Source organism: Micromonospora sp. WMMC250 (genome assembly GCF_027460215.1).
In the GTDB taxonomy this organism is placed as follows: domain Bacteria; phylum Actinomycetota; class Actinomycetes; order Mycobacteriales; family Micromonosporaceae; genus Micromonospora; species Micromonospora taraxaci.
On record NZ_JAPZBJ010000002.1, the window covers coordinates 5,044,622 to 5,066,792 of the forward strand.

Below are 22,171 nucleotides of genomic sequence, written 5' to 3' on the forward strand. Positions count from 1 at the left end.
GCGTCCGGCCGGGGTCCCTCGGCGCGTGCGGGCAGCGACACAAGACCTCCTGCCACGGAAGGACCGTGGCCGCTTAGCCCACAGGAGGTGAGCACGTCTTGCGTCATTACGAGATCATGGTGATCCTCGACCCCAGCCTCGAGGAACGCACCGTCGCCCCGTCGCTCGACACGTACCTGAACGTGATTCGGACCGCGGGTGGCTCGGTTGAGAAGACCGACGTGTGGGGCCGCCGGCGCCTCGCGTACGAGATCAACAAAAAGGCAGAGGGCATCTACGCCGTCGTCGACCTGCAGGCCACGCCTGCTGCGGTGGCCGAGCTGGACCGCCAGCTGCGACTCAACGAGTCCGTGCTGCGCACCAAGGTCCTCCGACCGGAAATGCGCTAAGCCTTCAACCCCCCGGTTCGTCCGGATCAGCCTCCGCGACTCTGTCAGAGGGCTCTGGCAGCCTGTACGACGAGACGCTGAGTGCGCGAGGAGATGGTCATGGCAGGAGACACCACCATCACGGTCATCGGCAATCTGACCGATGACCCCGAGTTGCGGTTCACCCCCTCCGGGGCTGCGGTCGCCAAGTTCCGAGTCGCTTCGACGCCCCGTTTCATGGACAAGGCGTCGAACGAATGGAAGGACGGCGAGCCGCTGTTCCTCGCGTGCACCGTCTGGCGTCAGGCCGCCGAGCACGTCGCCGAGTCGCTGCAGCGTGGCGCCCGGGTGATCGTGTCGGGCCGGCTGCGTCAGCGGTCGTACGAGACCCGCGAGGGTGAGAAGCGCACCGTCATCGAGCTCGAGGTCGACGAGATCGGCCCGTCGCTGCGCTACGCCACGGCAAAGGTGCAGAAGATGTCCCGCTCCGGCGGCGGTGGCGGCGGCTTCGGTGGCGGTGGTGGTGGCAACCAGGGTGGCGGCGGAGGCAACTTCGACGACCCCTGGGCTTCGGCCGCTCCCTCTCCCGCGCGTGCCGGTTCGGGCGCCAATTTTGACGAGGAGCCACCGTTCTAATGGCGCCGAGCGCCCGCGATCGCAAACCAGGAGCACGTGCAATGGCCAAGGCTGCGGCACTTCGCAAGCCGAAGAAGAAGGTGAACCCGCTCGACAAGGACGGGATCACCTATATCGATTACAAGGACACCGCGCTGCTGCGCAAGTTCATCTCCGACCGCGGCAAGATCCGCGCTCGCCGGGTGACCGGCGTGACCTCGCAGCAGCAGCGGCAGATCGCCCGCGCGGTCAAGAACGCCCGTGAGATGGCGCTCCTGCCGTACACGGCCACCACCCGCTGAGAGGAGGCACCGATATGAAGATCATCCTGACTCAGGAAGTGTCCGGCCTCGGTGCCCCGGGCGACATCGTCGAGGTCAAGAACGGCTACGGCCGTAACTACCTGCTGCCGCAGGGCTTCGCGATCGCCTGGACCAAGGGCGCGGAAAAGCAGGTCACGGTCATCAAGCGGGCCCGTTCGGCCCGCGAGATCCGCGACCTCGACCACGCCAACGAGGTCAAGGCTCAGCTCGAGGGTCTCAAGGTCAACCTGAAGGTCCGCGCCGGCGACGGCGGACGGCTCTTCGGCTCGGTCACTCCGGCCGAGATCGTGGACGCCGTCAAGGCGGCCAGCGGCCCGGTCCTCGACCGTCGCCGGCTGGAGGTGCCCGGTCACATCAAGTCGACCGGCAGCTACCCGGTGAAGATCAAGCTGCACCCTGAGGTGACCGCGTCGTTCAACCTGAACGTCGTTCAGGGCTGACGTCCGCAACACCACAACGAGGGCCCGCACCGAGCAATCGGTGCGGGCCCTCGTGCGTACGTCGTCAGTCGACCCCTTCAGGGCCTGGCAGGCGGGCACAGCCGAGCCGGGCAACCCCAGACCGCAGGGCCGGTCACCCGATCGGCTGGCCGGTCACCGCGCTGATCAGCACCGTGGACAGGCCGCCGCCCACCACGGCGGCGGCGACGGCGATGGTCGCCGAGCGCCACGTCGTGCCCACCCGACGCAGCAGAGCCGCCACGACCAGACTGCTCACCAACGCGAGACCGAAACGTGGCGAGCCGGCGAGAAGCGACTCCAACGCGCGTGACCGGGCCGAGTCACAGCCACCCCCGCTGATGTCGGTCACACAACCGGCCGGCGCCTGACCGTCCAACGTCAACAGCCAGACGAAGATCAGCATCGCAGGCACCAGATAACAGGCGGCCGTGTACAGCAACGGCCGGACCGAACCACCCGGATCGGGGTCGAGCAGATCGTCCTCAAGACGCCGAGAGAACGCACCGGTGGCCGCCGACTCGACCCGCCGCCGCACCGACGCCGCCCCGACCGCAGGTCGGTCCGCCCGACGGCGTGACGCCTGAGCGGTCGGCGCGGGCGCGCTACGTGGGCGCGGAGCTGTGTAGCCCACCACCGGTGACCTGGGCGCCGACGTCGTCGGATCCATCCACCGGGGGTCGTCATCGGCCAGCCGGGTGCCGGGCCAGAACCCCTCGTCCCGTGCCGGCCAACCCTCCGCGGCCACCGGGCGGTCGGACCGCGGCACCAGCGTACGGTCCCACTGGTCGTCCTCGATGGCGGACCGCTCCCACTGGCCGGTGCGGTCGGACCGCTCCCAACCACCGACGCTCTCCACCGCCGACCACTGCTCACTCAGGTCCGTGCCGGCCGCCGACGGCCACGCGTGCACGCCCGAGGCATCCCACGGATCCACAGCCGGCGGATAGGACGGCTCGGGCTCAACCACCCGGTCGGACCCCCGCACCCACGGGTCAGCCGGCGGACGCGACCAGGACTCCTCGGCCGCACGACGGCTGCGCCGTGTGGGTCGCCGCACCTCCGGCTCGGGCGCGGGCTCGCTCGGGGTGGACTCCAGATCGCCACCCGACCAGACCACCTGCGGGCGGCCTGTGGACGCACGACGAGGACGGCGTTCCTGGACCGTGCCGGAGACCGGCTCGTCCTCCCCGCTGTCGGCGCGACGACGGCCCGCGTACCCCTGCTCCTGCGGACGGTCGAGGGTCCACTCCCGGGTGTGGTCGGAGTCGGGTGCGGCGCCGATCGCTGCCTGCTCGCGCCACCCTGTCTCGCCGGCCCGCCGCCGGCCGGTCGCCGACTCGGCCGACCGCCGGCCGCCACCGGACGTGGGTGTCTCGCGTTCGTCCTCGTCCGGGGCCGCGTGGCGTCCACCGCCGTCGGCGTGCCGGACACCCGACTCCAGGGCCCACCGAGGCAGGTAGGCGTCGACGGGTTCGTCCTGGCCGCGGTCCAACGCACGTCGTCGGCTGGAGGTGCGGTAGCGCCCCTCCTCGTCGTACGGATCAACCGGAAGGGACGCCGCGCGCTCACTCCACGAGGCGGTCGGCGGGCGCTCGCGCGGGCTGCCATCCCCGCGCCCCCAGTCCCGGTAACTCACGGCCGGAGTGTGACCCTTCTGAACCCAAAGCGGAATCCGCTGTCCAGGTGTAGCCGTTCGCTGGAGATAGTACGGGACGATCGTGTCACAGAGCCGACCGAAATATCTTCCTCCACAGGCTGGGGAGCGTGTTTTCCGAGCTCAAGCGGCTCTGAGGAAGAATTCCCCAACAGTTATCCACAGGCTGTGCACACTCCACGCACATGCTGTCCACCGACATCCACAGGTTGTCCCGAGGCTCGTCCACCGGCGTTGTTGAGTCTCTGACCTCGGGGTCCGTATGGTTGGCCCTCGACCGCCGGCCTGATGGCCCCCGATCGGCCGGCCTGGTCGGACGGAAGCGTCGTACCCCAGCGGTAGAGCTGGGACCGGGTTCGGCGCAGTGGAGGGGGGACCCGTGTCGGTCACTGACGACATGCGGGCAGATTCACGCTCCGGCGGAGGCCAACCACCGGCGCAGCGGGACGGCCAGTTCGACAAGACCCCGCCGCAGGACGTGGCAGCCGAGCAGTGCGTCCTCGGCGGCATGCTGCTCTCCAAGGACGCCATCGCCGACGTCGTCGAGATCCTCAAGACCAACGACTTCTACCGGCCGGTGCACGCCACCATCTTCGACACCATCCTGGACATCTACGGGCGTGGTGAGCCGGCCGACCCGATCACCGTGGCCGCCGCCTTGACCGACTCCGGTGACCTGGCCCGGATCGGCGGCGCACCGTACCTGCACACCCTCATCGCCAGCGTGCCCACCGCCGCGAACGCGGCCTACTACGCGCGGATCGTCAGCGAACGGGCGGTGCTGCGCCGGCTGGTCGAGGCCGGCACCAAGATCGTGCAGCTGGGCTACGGCACCGCGAGCGGCGGCAGCCGCGACGTGGACGACATCGTGGACCTTGCCCAGCAGGCCGTCTACGACGTCACCGAGCGCCGGGTCAGCGAGGACTTCGCGATCCTGGCCGACATGTTGCAGCCGACGCTGGACGAGATCGAGGCGGTGGGCGCGCAGGGCGGTGTGATGACCGGCGTGCCGACCGGCTTCAGCGATCTGGACCGGCTGCTCAACGGCCTGCACGCCGGTCAGCTCGTTATCGTCGCGGGTAGGCCTGGTCTGGGCAAGGCGCTCGCACTCGACACCCCACTGCCGACTCCGGACGGCTGGACCACGATGGGCGAGATCCGGGTAGGTGATCAACTGATGGCGGCGGACGGCAGTCCCACCACCGTTACGCACGCCTTCGACGTGATGCATGGCCGGCCCTGCTACGAAGTCGAGTTCTCCGACGGCACGGTCATCGTGGCGGACGCGGAGCACCTGTGGAAGACGACCACCCGAGCGAGCAGACGGCCGGGGCCGGTGCGGCAAAGCCCGCGCTGGTCCGAGTCGTCGATGGCCAACGTACGCGCGGCGCACACGAGTCTCGGCGCCAAGGGCAACCAGCCCGTCACACTCTTTGACACGATCGCGCAGGTCGGCCCGGAGTTCCGGCATGTCCTGCACACCGTCGCCCGCGAAGTCGGGTCGATCGGCCGGATCAGCCGCCCCGTCGTCCGCGACGGCAGGACGCGGAACTGGACGGCGCCCGGCTATCCGGCCCGACCTCTTCTGAGCGCACTTCTTGAGCGGACCGCACCGAAGAGCAACTCCGACAGCAAGGCCGACTACGGCGGTGTCGTCACCACTGCCGAGATCGCGGCCACACTCCGCACTGACACCGCCGATCGGCGGCTCAACCACGCCGTAGGGAACACCGCCCCCCTTCAGCTACCGGACCGGGAGCTGTTGGTTCCGCCGTACACATTGGGAGTCTGGCTCGGTGACGGGCACACCCACGCCAGCCGCTTCACCACTGCGGATCCGGAGATGGTCACGTACATCGAGGCGGACGGCTTCTCGGTGAGGCCCAGTGGACCGATGGTCTACACCATCCTCCTGGAGGCAGAGCCTGTTGCTCCGGGGGTTGGTGTCTGCGTGGACTGTGGCGTTTCCACCCGTGCGTTGCGTGAGAACTCAGCAACTCGGAAGTGTGCCGACTGCCACAACAAGAACCGTTCCTTCGTCGGGCTGCTGCGTACGATCGGGGTGGCAGGCGACAAGCACATCCCAAGCGCCTACCTGCGCGCCTCCGAGTCCCAGCGCCGCGCGTTGCTGGCGGGCCTGATGGACACCGACGGCACTGTCGCCCCTTCAGGCAACCTGCAATACACGTCGACCTCCAAGCGGCTGGCAGACGACGTGCGTGAGCTCGTGATCAGCCTCGGGTACCGCTGCACTGTCAACCGGAAGTCCGTACGCGGCCGCACCCCGGAATCGTCGATCGCCTACACGTTGAACTTCTCCACTCCGGGCCCTGTCTTTCGGCTGAAGCGGAAGCAGGATGCACACGCGGAACGGCGTCGAACCGTCTCCGACGTTCGGACGACCTCCCGGTTCATCGTCGACGTCCGGCCGGTCCCCAGCGTGCCGGTGCGCTGCGTGACTGTCGACAACGAGGAGCACCTGTACCTGGCCAGCCGGGCCATGATCCCGACGCACAACAGCACAGCAAGCATGGACTTCGCTCGAAACGCTGCAATTCGGGCGAACCAGGCGGCCGCCATCTTCTCGCTGGAAATGAGCAAGGTCGAGATCGTCATGCGACTTCTCTCGGCCGAGGCGCGGGTGCCGCTGCACGTGCTGCGTAGCGGGCAGCTCTCCGACGACGACTGGACGAAGCTGGCGCGCTGCATGGGTGAGATCAGCGAAGCGCCGCTCTTCGTCGACGACACGCCGAGCATGAACCTCATGGAGATCCGGGCCAAGGCTCGGCGGCTCAAGCAGCGGCACGATCTCAAGATGATCGTGGTCGACTATCTCCAGCTGATGACCTCGCCGAAGCGCACCGAAAGTCGTCAGCAGGAGGTCGCGGACCTCTCCCGTGGCCTCAAGCTGCTGGCCAAGGAGGTCGAGTGCCCGGTCATCGCGGTCAGCCAGCTGAACCGTGGCCCCGAGCAGCGCACCGACAAGCGACCCCAGCTGTCCGACCTGCGCGAATCGGGCTCGATTGAGCAGGATGCCGACGTCGTCATCCTGCTGCACCGCGACGACTACTACGACAAGGAGTCGCCGCGCGCGGGCGAAGCGGATTTCATTGTTGCCAAGCATCGAAATGGCCCTACCGACACCGTGACCGTAGCCGCCCAGCTGCACCTGTCGCGTTTCGTGGACATGGCCATCGGCTAGCTCAGCCGAGCAGTGGAAACCAGCCCGCCGACTCGCCCAACTCCAGTCGGTCGCGGTCGGTGAGCGGCACGCGCCCGGTCGCCTTCAGCAGGTAGTCGTGGTCGCTCCAGGCGACCGGACGGACCGCGTCGTCGCTGAGCAGGCCGTCCATGGTGGCCACCGCGACACCTGTCGCCAGTGGACCCGAAGGCGGCGCGTCGGGTAGGTCAACGATCAGGTCCAGGTGATGGACGACAGCCTCGGTCGTCAGGGTGGCGAGGAAATCCGCTACGCGCAGCACGTGTCCCTGCGTGGTCACGTACCCCTGCGGGTTGGTTGACGCGGCGGCGCGGACCGCTGCGGGGGCGGTCTCGCGCCAGAGCCGGACGATTCCGGTCGGGCGGTCGAACGCGGCCGCCGAGCGGCGGACCCACCAGGCGTGCGCGGCGGCCTCGTCGTCACCACCGGGGAAGTCACGCCAGTAGCTGACGTCGTCGACGTCGGCGGGGCCGTCCACAGGGCTGGCCAGCGCGACAAGCGCGCGCTGGGCGTCGCCGAGCACGTGGAGGAGCAGGTCCGCGACGAGCCAGCCGCGACAGCGGGTGGTTCGTTGCAGGCTGCCGTCATCCAGGCCGTCGACCACCGCGGTGATCCCGGCGTACGCCTGGGCCAACGCCTCGTCAGCTCGGACCGCGGTCATGCGACCAGCCTGGCACGGGTGAGTTCCACCCACCACCCACCGGCGTTGTGCCCGGGTCGACGTGGGTCGACCCGGGCGCGAGGTTGGCTGGGCTCAGCCGAACATCTCGTCGAGGAAGCCCTTGCGCTTCTTCTGCCGGTAGTGGCCGTGGTAGCCGTGGTGCTGCTGCTGGTGGCCGTACGCCGGCGCCGGCGGGTAGCCGTGTGCGGGCGGCGGCGGTGGCGGAACGGCACCGTAGCCAGGCTGGTGGGGTGCCGGGGGCGGCGGGGGCGGTGGGTAACCGGCCGGCTGATGGGCGGGCTGCGACGGCGCGCCGCCGCTCTGCTGGCGGCTCCAGTTGGCCTCCGCCTCGAAGAGCTTCTCCAGCTCACCGCGGTCCAGGAAGATGCCTCGGCACTCCCCGCACTGGTCGATGACGACTCCGCTGCGCTCGTACTGGCGCATTTCTCCGCGACACTTGGGACAGGTGAGACTACTCATCGCACGACGGTACCTGGTGGACCTATGCAGTTGCTGTGAGCGCCTCGGTGACTTCTTCATCGGAAACTTCGTGGAAGTCGTCGTAGTAGACACTCACCGCGCCGAAGTCCGGCGGACGTTGCGCGCAGATGACCTGGTCCGCCTCGGCGGCGAGGAGTTCGTAGGCCTCCTGCGCGCCGACCGGGACCGTGACCACGACCCGGTTCGCTCCGAGTTGGCGTGCGACCTCCACGGCGGCCCGGGCGGTCGCGCCGGTGGCGAGACCGTCGTCGACGATCACCGCCGTCCGCCCGGTGAGGTCCAGTGGTGCGCGACCGCCCCGGTAGAGCCGTTCCCGGCGCTCCAGTTCGGCCTGCTCCCGTCGGCTGACCTCGGCGATGTCGTCGCTGCTGAGTCGGCTGGCCACCGCGTCGTTGAGGACCTGGACGCCGCCCGGCCCGAGCGCGCCGAAGGCGACCTCCCGGGCCCACGGCATGCCGAGCTTACGGACGACCAGCACGTCCAGCGGCGCGCCGAGGCGTTCGGCGACGACCCGGGCGACAGGTACGCCCCCACGGACGAGGCCGAGGACGACGACGTCGGGTTCGCCGACGAGTGCGGTGAGCCGGTCGGAGAGCACCCGGCCGGCGTCGGCCCGGTCGCGGTAGGTCGTCATGCCTTCAGGTCTACGCCCTGACGCGGTCCCGCGCCGGGCAGTTACGCGGAAGTGGCCCGACCGGACAGGTGGCCGGGAACCGCGGTCGGCGGCGTGTCGGTGGGGCGGTGCAGGGCAGGTGCCCAGGTGAGCAGGGCGAGCGGGTACAGCAGGTAGCCGAAGCGGGTCGAGGGCATCAGGGCGATGGCGGCGAGTAGCCCGTACCCGCAGATGACGGCGGTGGCGACGGCGGTGCGGGGCGGGCGGCGGGCGAGTCGGACGGCGATGGCGACGCCCGCCGCGACCAGCAGCGCGGCGGCGATCAGGCGGCCGGCGGGCAGGCCGGTGGCGATCAGGTAGCCGGGGAACGGGGACTGTGCGGGGCTGGTGACCAGGCCGTGGCCGAGGGGGAAGCGCAGCACGTTCTCGGTCAGCGCGTCGCGGTCGACGAGCATCGCGGGCAGGAGCGCGGCGAGCGGCAGGCCGATCGCGCCGGCGGCGACCCGCGCGCCGGCGCGGCGGGTCAGACCCCAGACGATCAGGACCAGGGCGACCGGCCAGGCGAACAGCTTCAGCGCGCCGGCCAGCCCGACCGCGAGGCCGGCCCGGCCGGGTCGGTCGACGGCGGCGAGCGCGAGGGCCAGCAGGCAGAGCGCGAGTACGGGTAGGTCGTCGCCGCCGGTGGCGAGGGTGAGGGCGCAGATCGGCAGTACGGTGGCGGCTTGCACACCGCGCAGCAGCGCGGCGCTCCGGAGGTGAGCGGCGCCGGCCTCGTCAGTGTCGGCAGGTGTTCTGCGCAGGGCGCGCACGGCCAGGGCGAGCGCCAGCGCGGTGCCCACCGCGAACCAGACTCGGGAGTCGGTCCACCAGGTGTCGACGAGCGCTCGGGGTAGGCCGAACATCGCCATGCCGGGCTGGTACGGGGTGTAGCCCATCAGTTGGTCACCGGGTGGGAGGGCGGCGATCGCGTCCGGCCCGAGATACGGGGTGCCGTGTTCCAGGAGGCGGGCACCGGCGTGCTCCACGACCAGCACCTCCTCCTGCGCCCGGTCGGTGCGCCCGCCGGCCCGTTCGATGCTCTGCCAGAACAGAGGCAGCAGTGCGGTGCCCGCCCAGGCAAGACCGGTGACCGCCCAGCGGGCTGGCGGCCCGACCAGCGGTGAGGTCGGGTTGCGTCGGCGCAGCAGCAGTTGGGCGGTCACCGCAAGCGTCGCGACCAGATAGCCGGCTGCGGCGATCGCGCCCCAGGCCCGGTGCGGCAGCAGGGTCGACGTGACCGCGGTGATCGCGGCGAAGACGGCCGACGCGGCGTAGAGACCGAGGTCGAGGGCGAGTCCGCCAGCGGCGGCGTCGAGCGTCCGCCAGTGCCAGCGACGGCGGCGGCGGGCGGTCGGGTCGTCGGCGATCACGGCGCAAGTCTGGCAGACCGGTCCGCTTCGGCACCGGGCCGAGGCCGGTCAGGCGGGCAGGTGCGGGAGGCGTTCGGTGCGGGAACGGCCGCTCTGGCGACGGTTCTGGCTCAGCCTGATCACCGCGCCGGCGTCGTGCAGGGGTGCGGCCAGGGCGCCGGGTCGGCCGCCCGAGCCCCGCTGCATCGCCGCGAGCAGAGTGCCGGCGGGCATCGGCCGGGCGAAGAGGTGCCCCTGGCCGGCGACGCAGCCCAACTCCCACAGGGCCCGCCGCTGCGGCTCGCTCTCCACCCCCTCGGCCACCACGTCCAGGTCGAGGCTGCGGCCCAAATCAAGGGTGGAGCGGATGACAGCGGCGGCCTCCGCCGAGCTGTCCATCGTCGTCACGAAACTCCGGTCGATCTTCAGCTCGTGCACCGGGATTCGGGAGAGCAGGGAGAGGGACGAGTAGCCGGTGCCGAAGTCGTCCAACGCCAGTCGGACACCCTCGTCGCGGAGCCGGCCGAGCACCCTGTCGACCACGTCGAGTTGGCTGAGCGTCAGTGTCTCGGTCAACTCCAGCACCAGCCGGTCCGGTGGTAGGTCGTGAGCGCGCAGGCGGGCCAGCACCGAACCCGGGAACCGCGCGTCCAGGAGGCTGCGCGGCGACACGTTCACCGCTACCGGTACGTCGAAGCCGGCGTCCCGCCAACTGGCCGCGGCGATCAGCGCCTGGTCGAGGATCGCTTCGGCGAAGGCCGGCAGCAGGCCGGAACGCTCCACGGCCTCCAGGAACCGCAGCGGGTCGATCATGCCGTGGGTGGGGTGGTGCCAGCGTGCCAGCGCCTCGGCGCTGGTCACCTCGCCGGTGCCCAGGTCGACGATCGGTTGGAAGTTGACGACGAACTCGTGGTCGGCGACCGCACGTGGTAGGTCGCCACCGAGGGTGAGGCGGCCCAGGTCGGCGGTGTCCCGCGTGGCGGCGTACGTGGCGGTCCTCTGACCGGCCCGTTTGGCCTGGTACATCGCCACGTCGGCGCGGCGCAGCAGCTCGGCCATGCCACCGCTGGACGGGGCGACGGAGATTCCGCCGCTGGCCTCCACGCTGATCCGCATGCCGTCCAGCTCGAAGGGCTCGTGCAGGGCGGCGAGCAGCGTCTCGGCCCGGTGCGCGGCCACCGCCGGGGCCGGAAGCCCTCGCAGGAGTACGGCGAACTCGTCGCCGCCGAGGCGGGCCACCAGGTCACTCGGCTGGGCCGCGCTCCGCAACCGGCCGGCGACCTGCACCAGCACCTGGTCGCCGGCGGCGTGCCCGAGTGTGTCGTTGACCTCCTTGAAGTGGTTGAGGTCGATCAGCACCAGCGCGGTCACCCCGTCGGCGTGCCGGGCGCTCAGCTGCTCGGTGCCCTCGTCGAGGAGTTGTCGACGGTTGGCCAGGTCGGTCAGCGCGTCGTGCGCCGCCGCGTACGCGTGTTCGTCGGCCACCCGGGCGAGTTCGGCGTACGCCTGGGCGTTGCGCACGGCCGTGCAGAGCGCGGAGGCGAAGGTGCGCAGGGTGTACTGCTCCCGCTCGGAGAGTTGCACCGGGCCGTGGAAGCGCAGTCGGAGGACGCCGATGTCGATGGTCCGGTCGTGTCCCTCCAGCGGGGTGGGGACGATCGTGCCGTCGACGTTGGTGGGGGTGCCGGTCGGGCCGTCGAAGGTGATGCCGCCGGTGCCGCCGCGTACGGTGCGACCACCGTCGCGCAGCTCGATCTCGACCTCGTCGGCGGAGAACAGCTCGGCGGCCTGGGTGACGGCGGTGGTGAGGACGGTGTCCAGGTCGACCACGTTGAGCGCGTCGGTGGTGCGGGCGAGCCGCTGCCACGCCTGCTGTTCGGTGCGGCCCCGGATGCGCGCGGCGTAGGCCAGGTGCAGGCTCAGGACCAGGGGCGGAACCGCGAGCATGAGGCGCGGGTCCAGTTGGAGGGTGAGCAGGGTCAGGGCGGCCACCACGAACCGGACGGCGTAGCCGGCCAGACGAAGGTCGAGGTTGCTTCGGAACTGGGACGCGATCCTGGTGCCGGAGGCGAGCGCGATCACCGGGATCGCCAGCAACTCGTCGAGGAAGGCAGCGAGAAGATACGCCACCGCCAGGATCCCGACCAGTTTCGGGGCCTGCATGGCGGGCCAGGTCCAGTCGAGCAGCGCGAAGGTGATGCCGACGCCGGCCGCGACGAGGATGTTCTTGCCGACGCCGAAAGCCAGCTTGATGGCGGGCAGACGGGCTGAGGCGATGGTGATGCCGATGCAGGTGCAGAGCACCACCCAGGGAACTGGAGCGACGGCAGCCGCGATGACGATCGCCGCCTCGCTCCAACTGATCAGGTGCACCGTGGACCGGACACGCACTCGTGCCTTGACGAACGCACCCAGGGCGATCATGGCGGTCAGCGTCACGAGGGTCGCTCCGTCGGGTGTCGGAGCTTCGGCTGCGGGGAAGGTCAGCCTCAGAGAGGCGAGCGCGACGATCGTGGCGGCAACGACGAGGAGACCGACGAGCAGCCGTAGCCGTCGATCGGTCCCGTCATCGCGTCGTTGTGAAGAGGCCACGCAACTCCTGGATTACCTCGCCTGTCGTGCTCGCAACCATATCGCCGGGTGATGCAGAAGTCCTGCACCGATGTCAGCCCCACTCGTTTCCGCGCATTTCACCCACCCTCTCCTTCGTACGTCGCCGAGCTCTGTTGGAGTCGACTCTCTACGAATGGAGCTTAAATGGGGTTGGCCCTAGTTAGGGATGATAAATGTCGTTATCCTCAACATTAGTCAATCCTGTCCGCATAAGTAACATACGGTTTGCGTTCCAGTGCGGAGAGCGCTCAGATGCTCGCCTCCCGCAGCCGGCCCGTCGCGGAATGTCGCGAGCATGTCGACCCATTAGACCGCGCACTCAGTGTGAGCCTTGAGGTGCCGCAACTCATCCGCCGATTCGGTCAACCGCGTACCGGCTCGGGCCGGGCATCCCCTTCACTGCGGCTCAGCTGCCCCCAGTTGGACTTTGCCCATCGTGGCACCTCCGGCGCATCTTCGAGACTGGGGGTGGAGGGGGTGGAGAATCGAATGCTCGGAGTCTTTCGCCCACCTCTCCCCAGCAAGTGGCAGCGACTGGGAACGCCGAGGCGGTGGGTGGTTCTTGCAGTGTTCGCATTGCATCTCGCCAGGCCGTCGCCGCCGATGCCGGGGTGTTCGCACCGGCCGTCCCGTGGAGGTCGGCCGGTGCCCGTAAGCTTCGTTGCGTGATCGGCTGAATACCCCGCTGAGCCAGGGGGACGGGTGGAGATTCAACTTCTGGGCGGTCTCTCGGTGCAACTGCCCGCTCGCAAGCTGCACCTCGGCACGCCTAAACAGCAGGCTGTCTTCGCGATGCTCGCCGTACAACCTGGTCAACTGGTGACATTGAACGACCTGGTCGACGAGTTGTGGCCGGACGGTCCACCACGCTCCGCGGTCGCCAATGTGCGGACGTACGCCGCCAATCTGCGTCGGACCTTCGAGACTTTCGACTCCGGTCACGGCGTCATCGTCAGGCAACAAACCGGCTACCGGCTCACGCTTGGACCGGAGTCCGTTGATGTATTCCGCTTCGAGATGGAGCGCAGTGCGGGCCGGGAAGCCCTAATGGCCGGCCACGTGGACCGCGCCGGAGAACTGTTGCGTTCCGCCGTGGCTCGCTGGCGCGGAGCAATGCTCGCCGGCCTGCCGCTCGGCCCAGTTCTCGGCGCACGGGTCACGGCGGCCGAGGAGGAACGCCTGCTGGCCGTGGAACTGCTTGCCGACGTCCATCTGAGGTCGGGGCGGGACGACCTGGCCATTCCGTTGATGCGGGAGGTCATCGCGCGGCATCCCCTCCGGGAGCCGGCGTACGCCCTGCTGATACGCGCGCTGCACGAGCGTGGGGATCACGCAGGCGCACTGGTCGTCTACGACGAGGCCCGGACGAGGTTGAGTGCCGAACTCGGAGTCGCCCCGGGTCTCGACCTCCAGGCTCTCCAACGCACGGTCGTCACGACGTCTCCGGGCCGACGCCCGGAGAGCGACGAGGCAAGCATCTCTGCTGGTCGAGATGTGTTCACCGCTCCGGGTGCACCTCCCGCCGCCGACGTCCCGACCCTCGCGAAACCACGTCGTTCCGAACTGTCGGACCACCTGCCCCGAGCGGTGACCGACTTCGTCGGGCGGGAGGAGGTGGTGTCGCGGCTGCTGGCTGAGACCCGGCGGGTCGAGAGGCGGGTGCCTGCCGTGCACATCATCGACGGGATGGCGGGCAGCGGCAAGACGACCCTCGCTGTGCACCTGGCCCGCCGTCTGTCCGAGCGGTACCCCGACGCCGCGCTGTTCCTCGACCTGGGCGGGCACGGCGAGAAGCACCGGGTGGAGCCGGCGGCTGCCCTCGTCACCCTGCTCCGACAGCTCGGCGTTCCAGCCCACCGGGTTCCCGTCGAGATCGACGACCGGAAGGAACTGTGGCGTCGAGAGTTGGGCCACCGGAGATCCGTGCTCGTCCTCGACAACGTCGCGAGCAGCGAACAGATCCTCCCCCTCCTGCCGACCGAGCCGAGCACCGTGGTGCTGGTGACGTCCCGACGACGACTCACCCATCCGGACGTAGGCCTGTCGCAGACACTGCCCGTTCTGACGAGCGAGGAGAGTGTGGACCTCCTCGCACTCAGCGTGGGTCGGGGCCGAGTCGAAGCCGAGCAGGAGGCGGCTGTCGAGGTGGTTCGCCGTTGCGGTCACCTCCCACTGGCGATCCGACTGGCTGGAGCCCGCCTGGCTCACCGACGCGGGTGGCGGTTGGCGGAGTTCGCCGAACAGATGGCCGAAGCCACAGTCGTGCTACGACATCTTGCCGACGAGGAGAGCACCGTCACCGGGGTCTTCGCCACTTCCTACGAGCCGCTGCCCGAGTCGACCAAGAGGGTCTTCCGGTTCCTGGGCCTGTATCCCGGGAGCCGCTTCGGCCCGCCAGCCATCGCCGCGCTGACCGGTCTGACCGTGGCCGAAGCTCGCGCGGCGCTCGACGACCTCGTCGACCGGAACCTGGTGGAGGACCTGGACTCGACGCGGTATCGACTGCACGATCTCATGCGTCAATACTCGATCGACCTGTGCGCGAGTACTGACGCGGCGGGCGATCGGCGGACCGGGCTGGCCCACCTGTTCGACTTCGTCGTGGAGATGGCATTGAGGGTGGCAAGGACGTTGGAGCCCGACGACGACATCGGGCTCCGCGTCACGGGTACGCCGTACGCGCGGCCCGAACTGGTCGAGGAGATGGGGGCACCCACCATCGACTGGCTGGAGACTGAGCGCACCGACCTGGTGACGATGGTGTCGTCAGCGCTCGACGGGGGCTTTCACCAGCACTCCTGGCGCCTGGCCCGCGCGCTCTGGAGATTCTGCTACATCCGCGGATACTTCGAGGACATCATCGTGACCCACCGTCACGCTCTGGCCGCGGCGGAGGCGTCCGGGGATGTCGGTGCGATGGCGTTGATGAACAACTACCTTGCCTCCGCCTACGTCCGGACCGGCGACAACCGGGAGGCGCTCGACCACCTGAACCGGGCGGTGACAATCGCCAGAGAATCGCGGGACGTGCTGAGCACCGCCAGGTACAACGCCAATCTCGCGGCTGTCTACTGGTGGAGCGGCAACCTGACCGAAGCGGTGGCAGTGGGCTTCGAGTGCCTGCGCGACTACAAGGGGTACGGCAACGTGCGGGTGCCGATGGTGCTGCCGAATCTCGGCATAGCGCTCACCTCGCTGGGGCGTTACGAGGAAGCTCTGCGTATCCACCGGCTGCACCTGGCATGGGCTCGGACGCACTCCTACGACTTTCACATCCTCAACGCGTTCAGCCACATCGGCGCGGTGCGTGTCCGGATGGGTGACTTCCCGCAGGCGATCCGGATCCTGCTGGCCTCGCTGGCTCTGCGGGAGCGCACCGGCCACCGGTACGCCGAGGCCGAGGCGCGCAATGATCTCGGAATCGCCTACCGGGGTCTGGGCCGTCTGGTGGAGGCTCAGCAGGAACACGAGACGGCCCGGAAGTTGTCGATCGGTTCCGGGGAGCGACACGTCGAGGCGGCTGCGCTGAACGAACTGGGACGCACTCTGCTGGCGCAGGGGCGGGGCGTCGAGGCGGCCGAGATGCACGAGGAGGCGTTGCGGTTGGCGACCAGGATCGCCCACCCGTACGAGCAGGGCCGCGCCCTGGCCGGCCTCGCCGAACACCGTGCCGGGGTCGACCCTGCGGAGGCCCGGAGGTACTGGGAGCGGGCCCTGGCGATCTTCCGACGGATGGGCGTGCCGGAGCGCTTCGATGCCGAGCGGCGCATCGCCGGGTTGGTGGGCGTCGAAGCTCACGACCACACCCCGCGAGCGACGCCGCGAAGCGCTGACCCGGCCGAACAGCGCTTATCGATTTCTTATCGACCGGCCCGGTAACTTACCGGCCGTATCGGCGAACGGGGGAGGCTCTGCTCGTGGGCAGAGCCGGTCCGTCGACACGCACCCGTCGACAGGTCACCCCAGCGACCTCGGCGGCGGGTCGGTGAGGGAGGAGCGGCGTCGGACCGACGCGCCGTCAGCACCCGGTGTGGCGGTCGACGCGGCGCCGCTCCTTCCCCAGCGCCGTCGTACCGCACCGATAGGCTCACGACTGTGACCGAACCCGCGCAGCTCAGCCACGTCGACCGCGCCGGCGCGGCCCGCATGGTCGACGTCTCCGCCAAGGCGGTGACGGGCCGGTTGGCCGTCGCGGCCGGCCGTCTGCGGACCACGCCCGAGGTCATCGACCTGCTGCACCGCGACGGGTTGCCCAAGGGTGACGCGCTGGCGGTCGGTCGGCTGGCCGGCATCATGGGGGCGAAGCGCACGCCCGATCTGATCCCGCTGTGTCACCCGATCGCGCTGCACGGCGTCACTGTCGACCTCCGGTTGACCGCCGACACCGTGGAGATCACGGCCACGGCCCGCACCGCGGATCGCACCGGAGTGGAGATGGAGGCACTGACGGCGGTCGCCGTCGCCGGTCTCGCTCTGGTCGACATGGTCAAGGCGGTCGACCCGGCCGCCTCGGTGGAGGCGGTGCGGGTGCTGCGCAAGGAAGGCGGCAAGACCGGCGAGTGGGTTCGGCCGGAGGGCCGGCCGTGATCCGGGCCCGGGTGATCGTGGCATCGAACCGAGCCTCGGCCGGCGTCTACGCCGACACCAGCGGGCCGCTGCTCGTCGCAGGCCTGCGCGAGTTGGGGTGCCAGGTCGACGAGCCGGTGGTGGTCACCGACGGGGAGCCGGTCGGCGTCGCTCTGCGGGCCGCCCGAGCCGACGGTGTCGACGTGGTGGTGACCAGCGGTGGCACCGGGGTGACCCCGTCGGATCGGACGCCGGACGTGACCCGCGGTCTGCTGGATTACGAGATCCCCGGCATCGCCGAGGCGATCCGCGCGCACAGCCGCGACCGGGTGCCCACGTCGGTGCTGTCCCGAGGGCTGGCCGGGGTGGCCGGCCGGATGCTGGTGGTCAACCTGCCCGGCTCGACCGGCGGGGCCCGGGACGGCTTGGCCGTGCTCGGGCCGATCCTCGGGCACACCGTCGACCAATTACGCGGCGGAGACCACTGAGTTCGAGCAGGGCCACCCAGTGAGTTCGAGTCGAAGAGCACCCGGGTTGGTGGTGGTGCCCACCGATCGGTCCGTGCCAGGCCCGGGCGGGTGTCGGTCCGTGCCGATAGGCTCGGTCGGTGAGCACGGAAACCGCACCCACCGCGGATCAGGTCGCCGCACCCCCGCCGGCTGGCTGGGAGGAAGCGCGGTCGCGGGTCTACGCGGTCGGTCTCGCCGCCGCGCTGCCCGCCGTCGCCCGACCACTGGCCGACATCGACGGGTCCACCCTGGCCGAACCGTTGACCACCCGCACCGACCTTCCGGCCTTTCCGACTTCCAGCGTCGACGGCTGGGCGGTTCGGGGCGCCGGCCCGTGGCGGGTCGTCGGTCGAGTGCTGGCGGGCAGCACCCCTGCGCCGCTCACCGAGGCCGACACCACAGTCGAGATCGCGACCGGAGCCATGGTGCCCGAGGGTGCCACAGCGGTTCTGCGGGTCGAGGAGTCCACGACCGCCGACGGCCTGGTGCACGGCACTCCCCGGGAGACGCCGGAGTGGCGGCAGCCCGGTGAGGAGGCGTACGCCGGTGAGGAGTTGTTGCCGGCCGGCACGCCGGTCGACCCGGCGGTGATCGGTCTGGCGGCGTCCTGCGGGCACGACACGCTGCGGGTCCGGCGGGCACCGCGCGCCGCCCTCCTGGTCTTCGGCGACGAGCTGTTGACCGCTGGGCCGCCCGCGGCCGGTCGTGTCCGGGACGCGCTGGGTCCGGCGGTGCCCGCGTGGCTACGGCGCTACGGCTGCCAGGTCCGACAGTCGGACGTGGTGGGCCCGGTGGCCGACACGCTGCCCGCGCACGTGGCGGCCCTGCGGTCGGCACTGGCCAGCGCCGACCTCGTGTGCACCACCGGCGGCACGATGAACGGCCCGGTCGACCACCTGCACCCGACCCTGGAGGCGCTCGGCGCCGACTACGTGGTCAACACCGTCGCGGTCCGGCCGGGCTTCCCGATGCTGCTGGCCCGGCTGGCCGACCCCGACGGGCGGATCAGGTTCGTGGCCGGGCTGCCGGGCAACCCACAGTCCGCCATCGTCGCGCTGGTGTCGCTGGTCGCCCCGCTGCTCGCCGGCCTCCAGGGGCGCTCGATGCCCGTGCTGCCGCAGGCCACGCTGGCCGAGGCGGTGCCCGGCCGTGGTGATCACACCCATCTGGCGCTGGTGCGTCTGGACCGGGCCGCGGGCACCGCGTCTCCGGTGCGACACGTCGGGTCGGCGATGCTTCGTGGCCTGGCCGGCGCGGACGGCTTCGCCGTCATCCGGCCCGGCACCAGAGGCGAGCCGGGTGACCGTGTGCCGATCGTGCCGCTGCCGTTGCTGCCCGGGGAGCGTGCGTCATGACCGCGCCGGCGATCACCTTCGGTGAGGTCACCGACCAGCCGCTCGACCTCGCCACGCACGAGGCGGCGGTCGCCGACCGGCGGGCCGGCGCTGTGGTGTCCTTCCAGGGCGTGGTCCGCGACCACGACCACGGGCGCCAGGTCACCAGCCTGGAGTACGAAGGACACCCGAGCGCCGCTCAGGTGCTGCGCGAGGTGGCCGCCGAGATCGCCGCGGAACCCGACGTCTACGCGGTGGCCGTCTCGCACCGGGTCGGCCCACTGGAGATCGGTGACGTGGCGCTTGTCGCCGCGGTGAGCACCGCGCACCGGGCGGCGGCCTTCGCCGCCTGCGCCCGGCTGGTCGACGAGGTCAAGGCGCGCCTGCCGATCTGGAAACGGCAGGTCTTCACCGACGGCACCGAGGAGTGGGTCAACTGCCCCTGACCGGGCTCACCGACGGCTGCCGAGCACCGCCGCCCTGGCGAGCCGGTCACCGTAGAACGCGGGCTCGGCACCGGGCCGCCAGGGCAGCGCGGCGACCAGCACGATCAACGCGACAGCGAGTGAGTTCTCCATCAGGGCCCCGAACAGACCGTCCTGGTAGTGCGACATCTCCGGCAGTTGGTGCTCGTACGGCCAGATCGGGGAGATCAGGAACAGCAGGTAGAGCCCGATCGCGGCAGCGCCGTGGCGGAGGCCGGTAAGGGTGGGATACCAGATCGGCGGGCGGAGCCCGTTGACCCCGGGCAGTCCGCCGAACACGGGCCCTTGGCCGCTGCGCTGAGGCATCGTGCGACTCGCCTCCCGGCGTCGCACGGCGGCGTCGGCCAGCACGATGATCGCCGGGATCACCCAGACCAGGTGGTGCGTCCAGGAGATCGGGCTGATCACGTTCGCGGTCAGACCGACGAGCGTGAACGCGGTCAGCTCGTCACCGTCGGCACGGGAACTGGCCGCGCGGGACAGCCCCAGCGCCAGGATCAGCACCGAGAAGGCGAACCAGAGCAGCCCGGGAGTCTCGATCGAGTCGTACAGCCGGGCGAGCAGACCGGCGAGTGACTGGTTGGGCGTCATGTCCGCCGCGCCGACCCGCTCGGTCTGCCAGAGCACGCTGCCGAAGTACGTCCGTGACTCGTCGCCGACGATCGCGAAGCTCGCCACCGTCACGCCGATCGTGGTGCCGATGGCGGTGGCCGCCACCCGCCACTGGCGGGTGATGAGCAGGTACGCGATGAACAGTGCCGGGGTGAGCTTGACCGCGGTGGCCAAGCCGATGCCGGCGCCGGCCCAGGCTCCGCCGTAGACGAAGCGCAGCAGCGGGCCGTCGGTGGCGGCGTAGTGGGTGCCTCGGCGGGAGCGCCAGCGGAGGCCGATCAGATCCGCCATGATCAGGGCGAACAGCAGGATGTTGACCTGGCCGTAGCCGAGGGTTTCCCGAGCCGGTTCGATGGCGACCGCGAGCGGCACCGCCAGGGCCACTGTGAACCACAGTGGCCACGCCAACCGGTCCACGATGGGGCGCAGCAACCCGGCCAGGACCAGCGCCAACGCGGCGATGCTGGCGGCGGCGTTGACCATGCCCGCCATGCCGATCGGCAACTGCGCCATCGGCAACATGACCAGGCCGGCGAACGGCGGGTAGGTGAAGCCCAGCGTGGTTCCGGGCGCGATGAACTCATAGAGCTCGTGTCCGCTCGCCCACCACACCACGGCACCGTGGTAGATCTTCATATCGAAGAAGTTGTACGGCCGCCCGAAGGTGCCGATGGCGAGCCATGCGGCGTAGGCGACGGCGGCCACTATGGCGCCCCGTACGACGTTCCTGCGATCGATCCCGCGCGTCACGCGTTGGATTGGGGCGAGGCGGTCCGCCCGTCTACCGACAGCCGTCGGCATGGCGTGGCCACCCCCGTACCAAGGTTGTCCTATCCGTCCAGGTCCTGCACGGAGCCTAGAACGGCGCCTCACGTCAGTGCCTCCCGCGTTATGCGACCGTGTCCGATCCCACACATGTTTTTGACATTTCCACCGCGTTAACGCCTACCGGGTGGTTCAGGTAATTCGCGGCCTTAGCGGGGGTGGGGGCGGCTCGGAGACGGATCGACGCAGTTCAGCCGGGAAGTCGGCGTGCGGTCGATGCGGACCGGACGGCGATCCGGGCCTCACGTCGGGCCGTACGGACGGCGCGTTGCACGGAACGTCGAGAGTGGCCGATGCGGTGACCCGTCCGCCACCGCAGACCGGGCTTGCCGCCGGTGTCGGCAGCGGCCAGCAGAAGACCGCCGAGGATGCCCAGGTTCTTCATGGCGTGGATCTGGTTGTTGTTCCTGGCGGTCGGGTCGTCGTTCTTCCAGAAGGGATGCCCGGCGACGGTCACCGGCACCAACGTGCCGGCGAGGACCAGAGCGGCAGGTCGACTGAGGCGGCCGGTGGCGAGCATCAACCCGGCGCTGACCTGCACCGCGGCGTTGAGTCGGATCAACGCCTCGGTCTCGGTGGGGAAGCTCGGGTGAGCCTTCTTCAGAAGGGGCGCGACCTTCTCGGTCACCGGCTGGGCGGCCACCGCGAGCCGGCCCGGGTCGCGGAAGTTGCGGTACCCCTGGACCACGAAGATGCCGCTCAGCATGGCTCGGGCGAGGGAGCGTACGGGCGTCATGGATCAGTCATACCCCGTCTGGGCGGTTGCTACCCCGGCAACGGCCGGATCGGATCGGTGCCCGTGCACGTGCGCCACGCCGATTCGAGCGACAGTCACGGATGGACTGGCTGCGGCGGGTAACGTCGCGCGGGTGACCACGCTGCGGCTACGCCCCGAGGACCCGGCCGACGCCGGCTCGGTACGCCGCGTCCTGGGAGCTGCCTTCGCCCGTCCGGACGTGGCGACGCCGCCGGAGGTGGGTCTCGTCGACGAGTTGCGCGGCACCGCCGCCTGGCTGCCGGAGTTGGCCATGGTCGCGGAGTACGGCGGTGAGGTGGTCGGTTACGCGCTGCTCACCCGGGTGCGTGTGCGGCCGGAGCGGGGTTCGGACGTTCCCGTCCTGGCACTCGGTCCGGTTGCGGTGGCACCGCACCGGCAGCGCGTCGGGCACGGCACTTCGGTCGTGCAGGCCGCGTTGGACGCCTCCACCGAGTTGGGTGAGCGGCTGGTCGTGGTCCTCGGCGACCCGGCCTTCTACCGCCGGTTCGGTTTCGGCCCGGCGGCGGAGCTGGGCCTGACCGGGCCGTGGGCTGGTCTCGGCGAGCCGTGGCAGGCGCTGGTGCTGCCACCGTCCACCAGCGAGGAGGGTCCGCCGCCCCGTGGTGAGGTGCTCTTTCCGGCGCCCTGGTCCAAGGTCTGACCGCG

General features: G+C 70.2%; 19 protein-coding genes. 11 read left to right on the forward strand and 8 right to left on the reverse strand.

The genetic code is table 11. The features are described 5' to 3' along the window. Positions 1–98: 98 nt before the first annotated feature. The 4 genes from rpsF to rplI all read left to right on the forward strand — a co-directional run bounded on the left by rpsF (position 99) and on the right by rplI (position 1,746). Positions 99–389, forward strand: coding sequence for a 30S ribosomal protein S6 (rpsF, locus tag O3438_RS22695; RefSeq protein WP_036411437.1), 291 nt, complete (start codon positions 99–101; stop codon positions 387–389). Between the two features lie 81 nt (positions 390–470). Next, positions 471–1,004: a single-stranded DNA-binding protein gene (locus O3438_RS22700; protein ID WP_030331808.1), complete on the forward strand. Its 534-nt coding sequence runs from the start codon at positions 471–473 to the stop codon at positions 1,002–1,004. A 41-nt stretch (positions 1,005–1,045) separates the two neighbouring features. Next, on the forward strand, positions 1,046–1,285 hold the full coding sequence (rpsR, locus tag O3438_RS22705) for a 30S ribosomal protein S18 (RefSeq protein ID WP_013289355.1): 240 nt from the start codon (positions 1,046–1,048) through the stop codon (positions 1,283–1,285). 14 nt (positions 1,286–1,299) lie between these two features. Then, positions 1,300–1,746 carry a 50S ribosomal protein L9 gene (gene rplI, locus O3438_RS22710; protein WP_088987066.1) on the forward strand — a complete coding sequence of 149 codons (447 nt, stop codon included), beginning with the start codon at positions 1,300–1,302 and terminating at the stop codon, positions 1,744–1,746. Positions 1,747–1,879: 133 nt separating this feature from the next. Here rplI and O3438_RS22715 read toward each other — a convergent pair whose 3' ends face one another. Next, positions 1,880–3,403: a hypothetical protein gene (locus O3438_RS22715; RefSeq protein WP_269681805.1), complete on the reverse strand. Its 1,524-nt coding sequence runs from the start codon at positions 3,401–3,403 to the stop codon at positions 1,880–1,882. 382 nt (positions 3,404–3,785) lie between these two features. Here O3438_RS22715 and dnaB point away from each other — a divergent pair, with 382 nt between their 5' ends. Continuing rightward, complete coding sequence (gene dnaB, locus O3438_RS22720; protein ID WP_269681806.1) at positions 3,786–6,623, forward strand: replicative DNA helicase; 2,838 nt, start codon at positions 3,786–3,788, stop codon at positions 6,621–6,623. 1 nt (position 6,624) lies between these two features. On the opposite strand, the gene O3438_RS22725 is transcribed toward dnaB, so the two are convergent. From O3438_RS22725 to O3438_RS22745, 5 genes are all read right to left on the reverse strand, one after another. Beyond that, positions 6,625–7,302 carry a maleylpyruvate isomerase N-terminal domain-containing protein gene (locus O3438_RS22725; protein ID WP_269681807.1) on the reverse strand — a complete coding sequence of 226 codons (678 nt, stop codon included), beginning with the start codon at positions 7,300–7,302 and terminating at the stop codon, positions 6,625–6,627. A 93-nt stretch (positions 7,303–7,395) separates the two neighbouring features. Beyond that, the gene (locus O3438_RS22730) at positions 7,396–7,782 is read right to left on the reverse strand and encodes a TFIIB-type zinc ribbon-containing protein (protein ID WP_269681808.1); all 387 of its coding nucleotides are present in this window, start codon (positions 7,780–7,782) and stop codon (positions 7,396–7,398) included. A 22-nt stretch (positions 7,783–7,804) separates the two neighbouring features. Continuing rightward, complete coding sequence (locus O3438_RS22735) at positions 7,805–8,437, reverse strand: phosphoribosyltransferase (protein ID WP_269681809.1); 633 nt, start codon at positions 8,435–8,437, stop codon at positions 7,805–7,807. 41 nt (positions 8,438–8,478) lie between these two features. Continuing rightward, positions 8,479–9,825, reverse strand: a complete 1,347-nt coding sequence (locus tag O3438_RS22740) for a glycosyltransferase 87 family protein (protein ID WP_269681810.1) — start codon at positions 9,823–9,825, stop codon at positions 8,479–8,481. A 48-nt stretch (positions 9,826–9,873) separates the two neighbouring features. Continuing rightward, entirely contained in the window at positions 9,874–12,396 is a 2,523-nt protein-coding gene (locus tag O3438_RS22745; RefSeq protein WP_269681811.1) for a putative bifunctional diguanylate cyclase/phosphodiesterase, read from the reverse strand. Between the two features lie 723 nt (positions 12,397–13,119). Here O3438_RS22745 and O3438_RS22750 point away from each other — a divergent pair. From O3438_RS22750 to O3438_RS22770, 5 genes are all read left to right on the forward strand, one after another. Then, positions 13,120–16,296: an AfsR/SARP family transcriptional regulator gene (locus tag O3438_RS22750; protein ID WP_269681812.1), complete on the forward strand. Its 3,177-nt coding sequence runs from the start codon at positions 13,120–13,122 to the stop codon at positions 16,294–16,296. A gap of 216 nt (positions 16,297–16,512) precedes the next feature. Then, a complete protein-coding gene (gene moaC, locus O3438_RS22755) occupies positions 16,513–17,004 on the forward strand; it encodes a cyclic pyranopterin monophosphate synthase MoaC (RefSeq protein ID WP_269681813.1) in 492 nt (163 codons plus the stop codon). Then, on the forward strand, positions 17,001–17,471 hold the full coding sequence (locus O3438_RS22760; RefSeq protein ID WP_269681814.1) for a MogA/MoaB family molybdenum cofactor biosynthesis protein: 471 nt from the start codon (positions 17,001–17,003) through the stop codon (positions 17,469–17,471). The genes moaC and O3438_RS22760 overlap by 4 nt, the downstream gene beginning before the upstream one ends. 119 nt (positions 17,472–17,590) lie before the next feature. Then, positions 17,591–18,847, forward strand: coding sequence for a molybdopterin molybdotransferase MoeA (locus O3438_RS22765; RefSeq protein WP_269681815.1), 1,257 nt, complete (start codon positions 17,591–17,593; stop codon positions 18,845–18,847). Continuing rightward, a complete protein-coding gene (locus O3438_RS22770) occupies positions 18,844–19,272 on the forward strand; it encodes a molybdenum cofactor biosynthesis protein MoaE (RefSeq protein WP_088987076.1) in 429 nt (142 codons plus the stop codon). Before O3438_RS22765 ends, O3438_RS22770 begins: the two co-directional genes overlap by 4 nt. 6 nt (positions 19,273–19,278) lie before the next feature. On the opposite strand, the gene O3438_RS22775 is transcribed toward O3438_RS22770, so the two are convergent. Together O3438_RS22775 and O3438_RS22780 are read right to left on the reverse strand one after the other, a co-directional pair. Further along, a complete protein-coding gene (locus tag O3438_RS22775; RefSeq protein ID WP_269681816.1) occupies positions 19,279–20,724 on the reverse strand; it encodes a glycosyltransferase 87 family protein in 1,446 nt (481 codons plus the stop codon). Between the two features lie 214 nt (positions 20,725–20,938). Beyond that, positions 20,939–21,484, reverse strand: a complete 546-nt coding sequence (locus tag O3438_RS22780; RefSeq protein WP_269681817.1) for a DoxX family protein — start codon at positions 21,482–21,484, stop codon at positions 20,939–20,941. A gap of 133 nt (positions 21,485–21,617) precedes the next feature. Here O3438_RS22780 and O3438_RS22785 point away from each other — a divergent pair, with 133 nt between their 5' ends. Continuing rightward, positions 21,618–22,166 carry a GNAT family N-acetyltransferase gene (locus O3438_RS22785; protein ID WP_269681818.1) on the forward strand — a complete coding sequence of 183 codons (549 nt, stop codon included), beginning with the start codon at positions 21,618–21,620 and terminating at the stop codon, positions 22,164–22,166. The last annotated feature ends 5 nt before the right edge of the window (positions 22,167–22,171 follow it).

Coding starts and splice junctions, on each gene's coding strand:
- O3438_RS22775 (WP_269681816.1), bottom strand. CDS start 20,724: ATGCCGACGGCTGTCGGTAGACGGGCGGACCGCCTCGCCCCAATCCAA.
- rpsR (WP_013289355.1), top strand. CDS start 1,046: ATGGCCAAGGCTGCGGCACTTCGCAAGCCGAAGAAGAAGGTGAACCCG.
- O3438_RS22735 (WP_269681809.1), bottom strand. CDS start 8,437: ATGACGACCTACCGCGACCGGGCCGACGCCGGCCGGGTGCTCTCCGAC.
- rplI (WP_088987066.1), top strand. CDS start 1,300: ATGAAGATCATCCTGACTCAGGAAGTGTCCGGCCTCGGTGCCCCGGGC.
- O3438_RS22770 (WP_088987076.1), top strand. CDS start 18,844: ATGACCGCGCCGGCGATCACCTTCGGTGAGGTCACCGACCAGCCGCTC.
- O3438_RS22780 (WP_269681817.1), bottom strand. CDS start 21,484: ATGACGCCCGTACGCTCCCTCGCCCGAGCCATGCTGAGCGGCATCTTC.
- O3438_RS22725 (WP_269681807.1), bottom strand. CDS start 7,302: ATGACCGCGGTCCGAGCTGACGAGGCGTTGGCCCAGGCGTACGCCGGG.
- O3438_RS22730 (WP_269681808.1), bottom strand. CDS start 7,782: ATGAGTAGTCTCACCTGTCCCAAGTGTCGCGGAGAAATGCGCCAGTAC.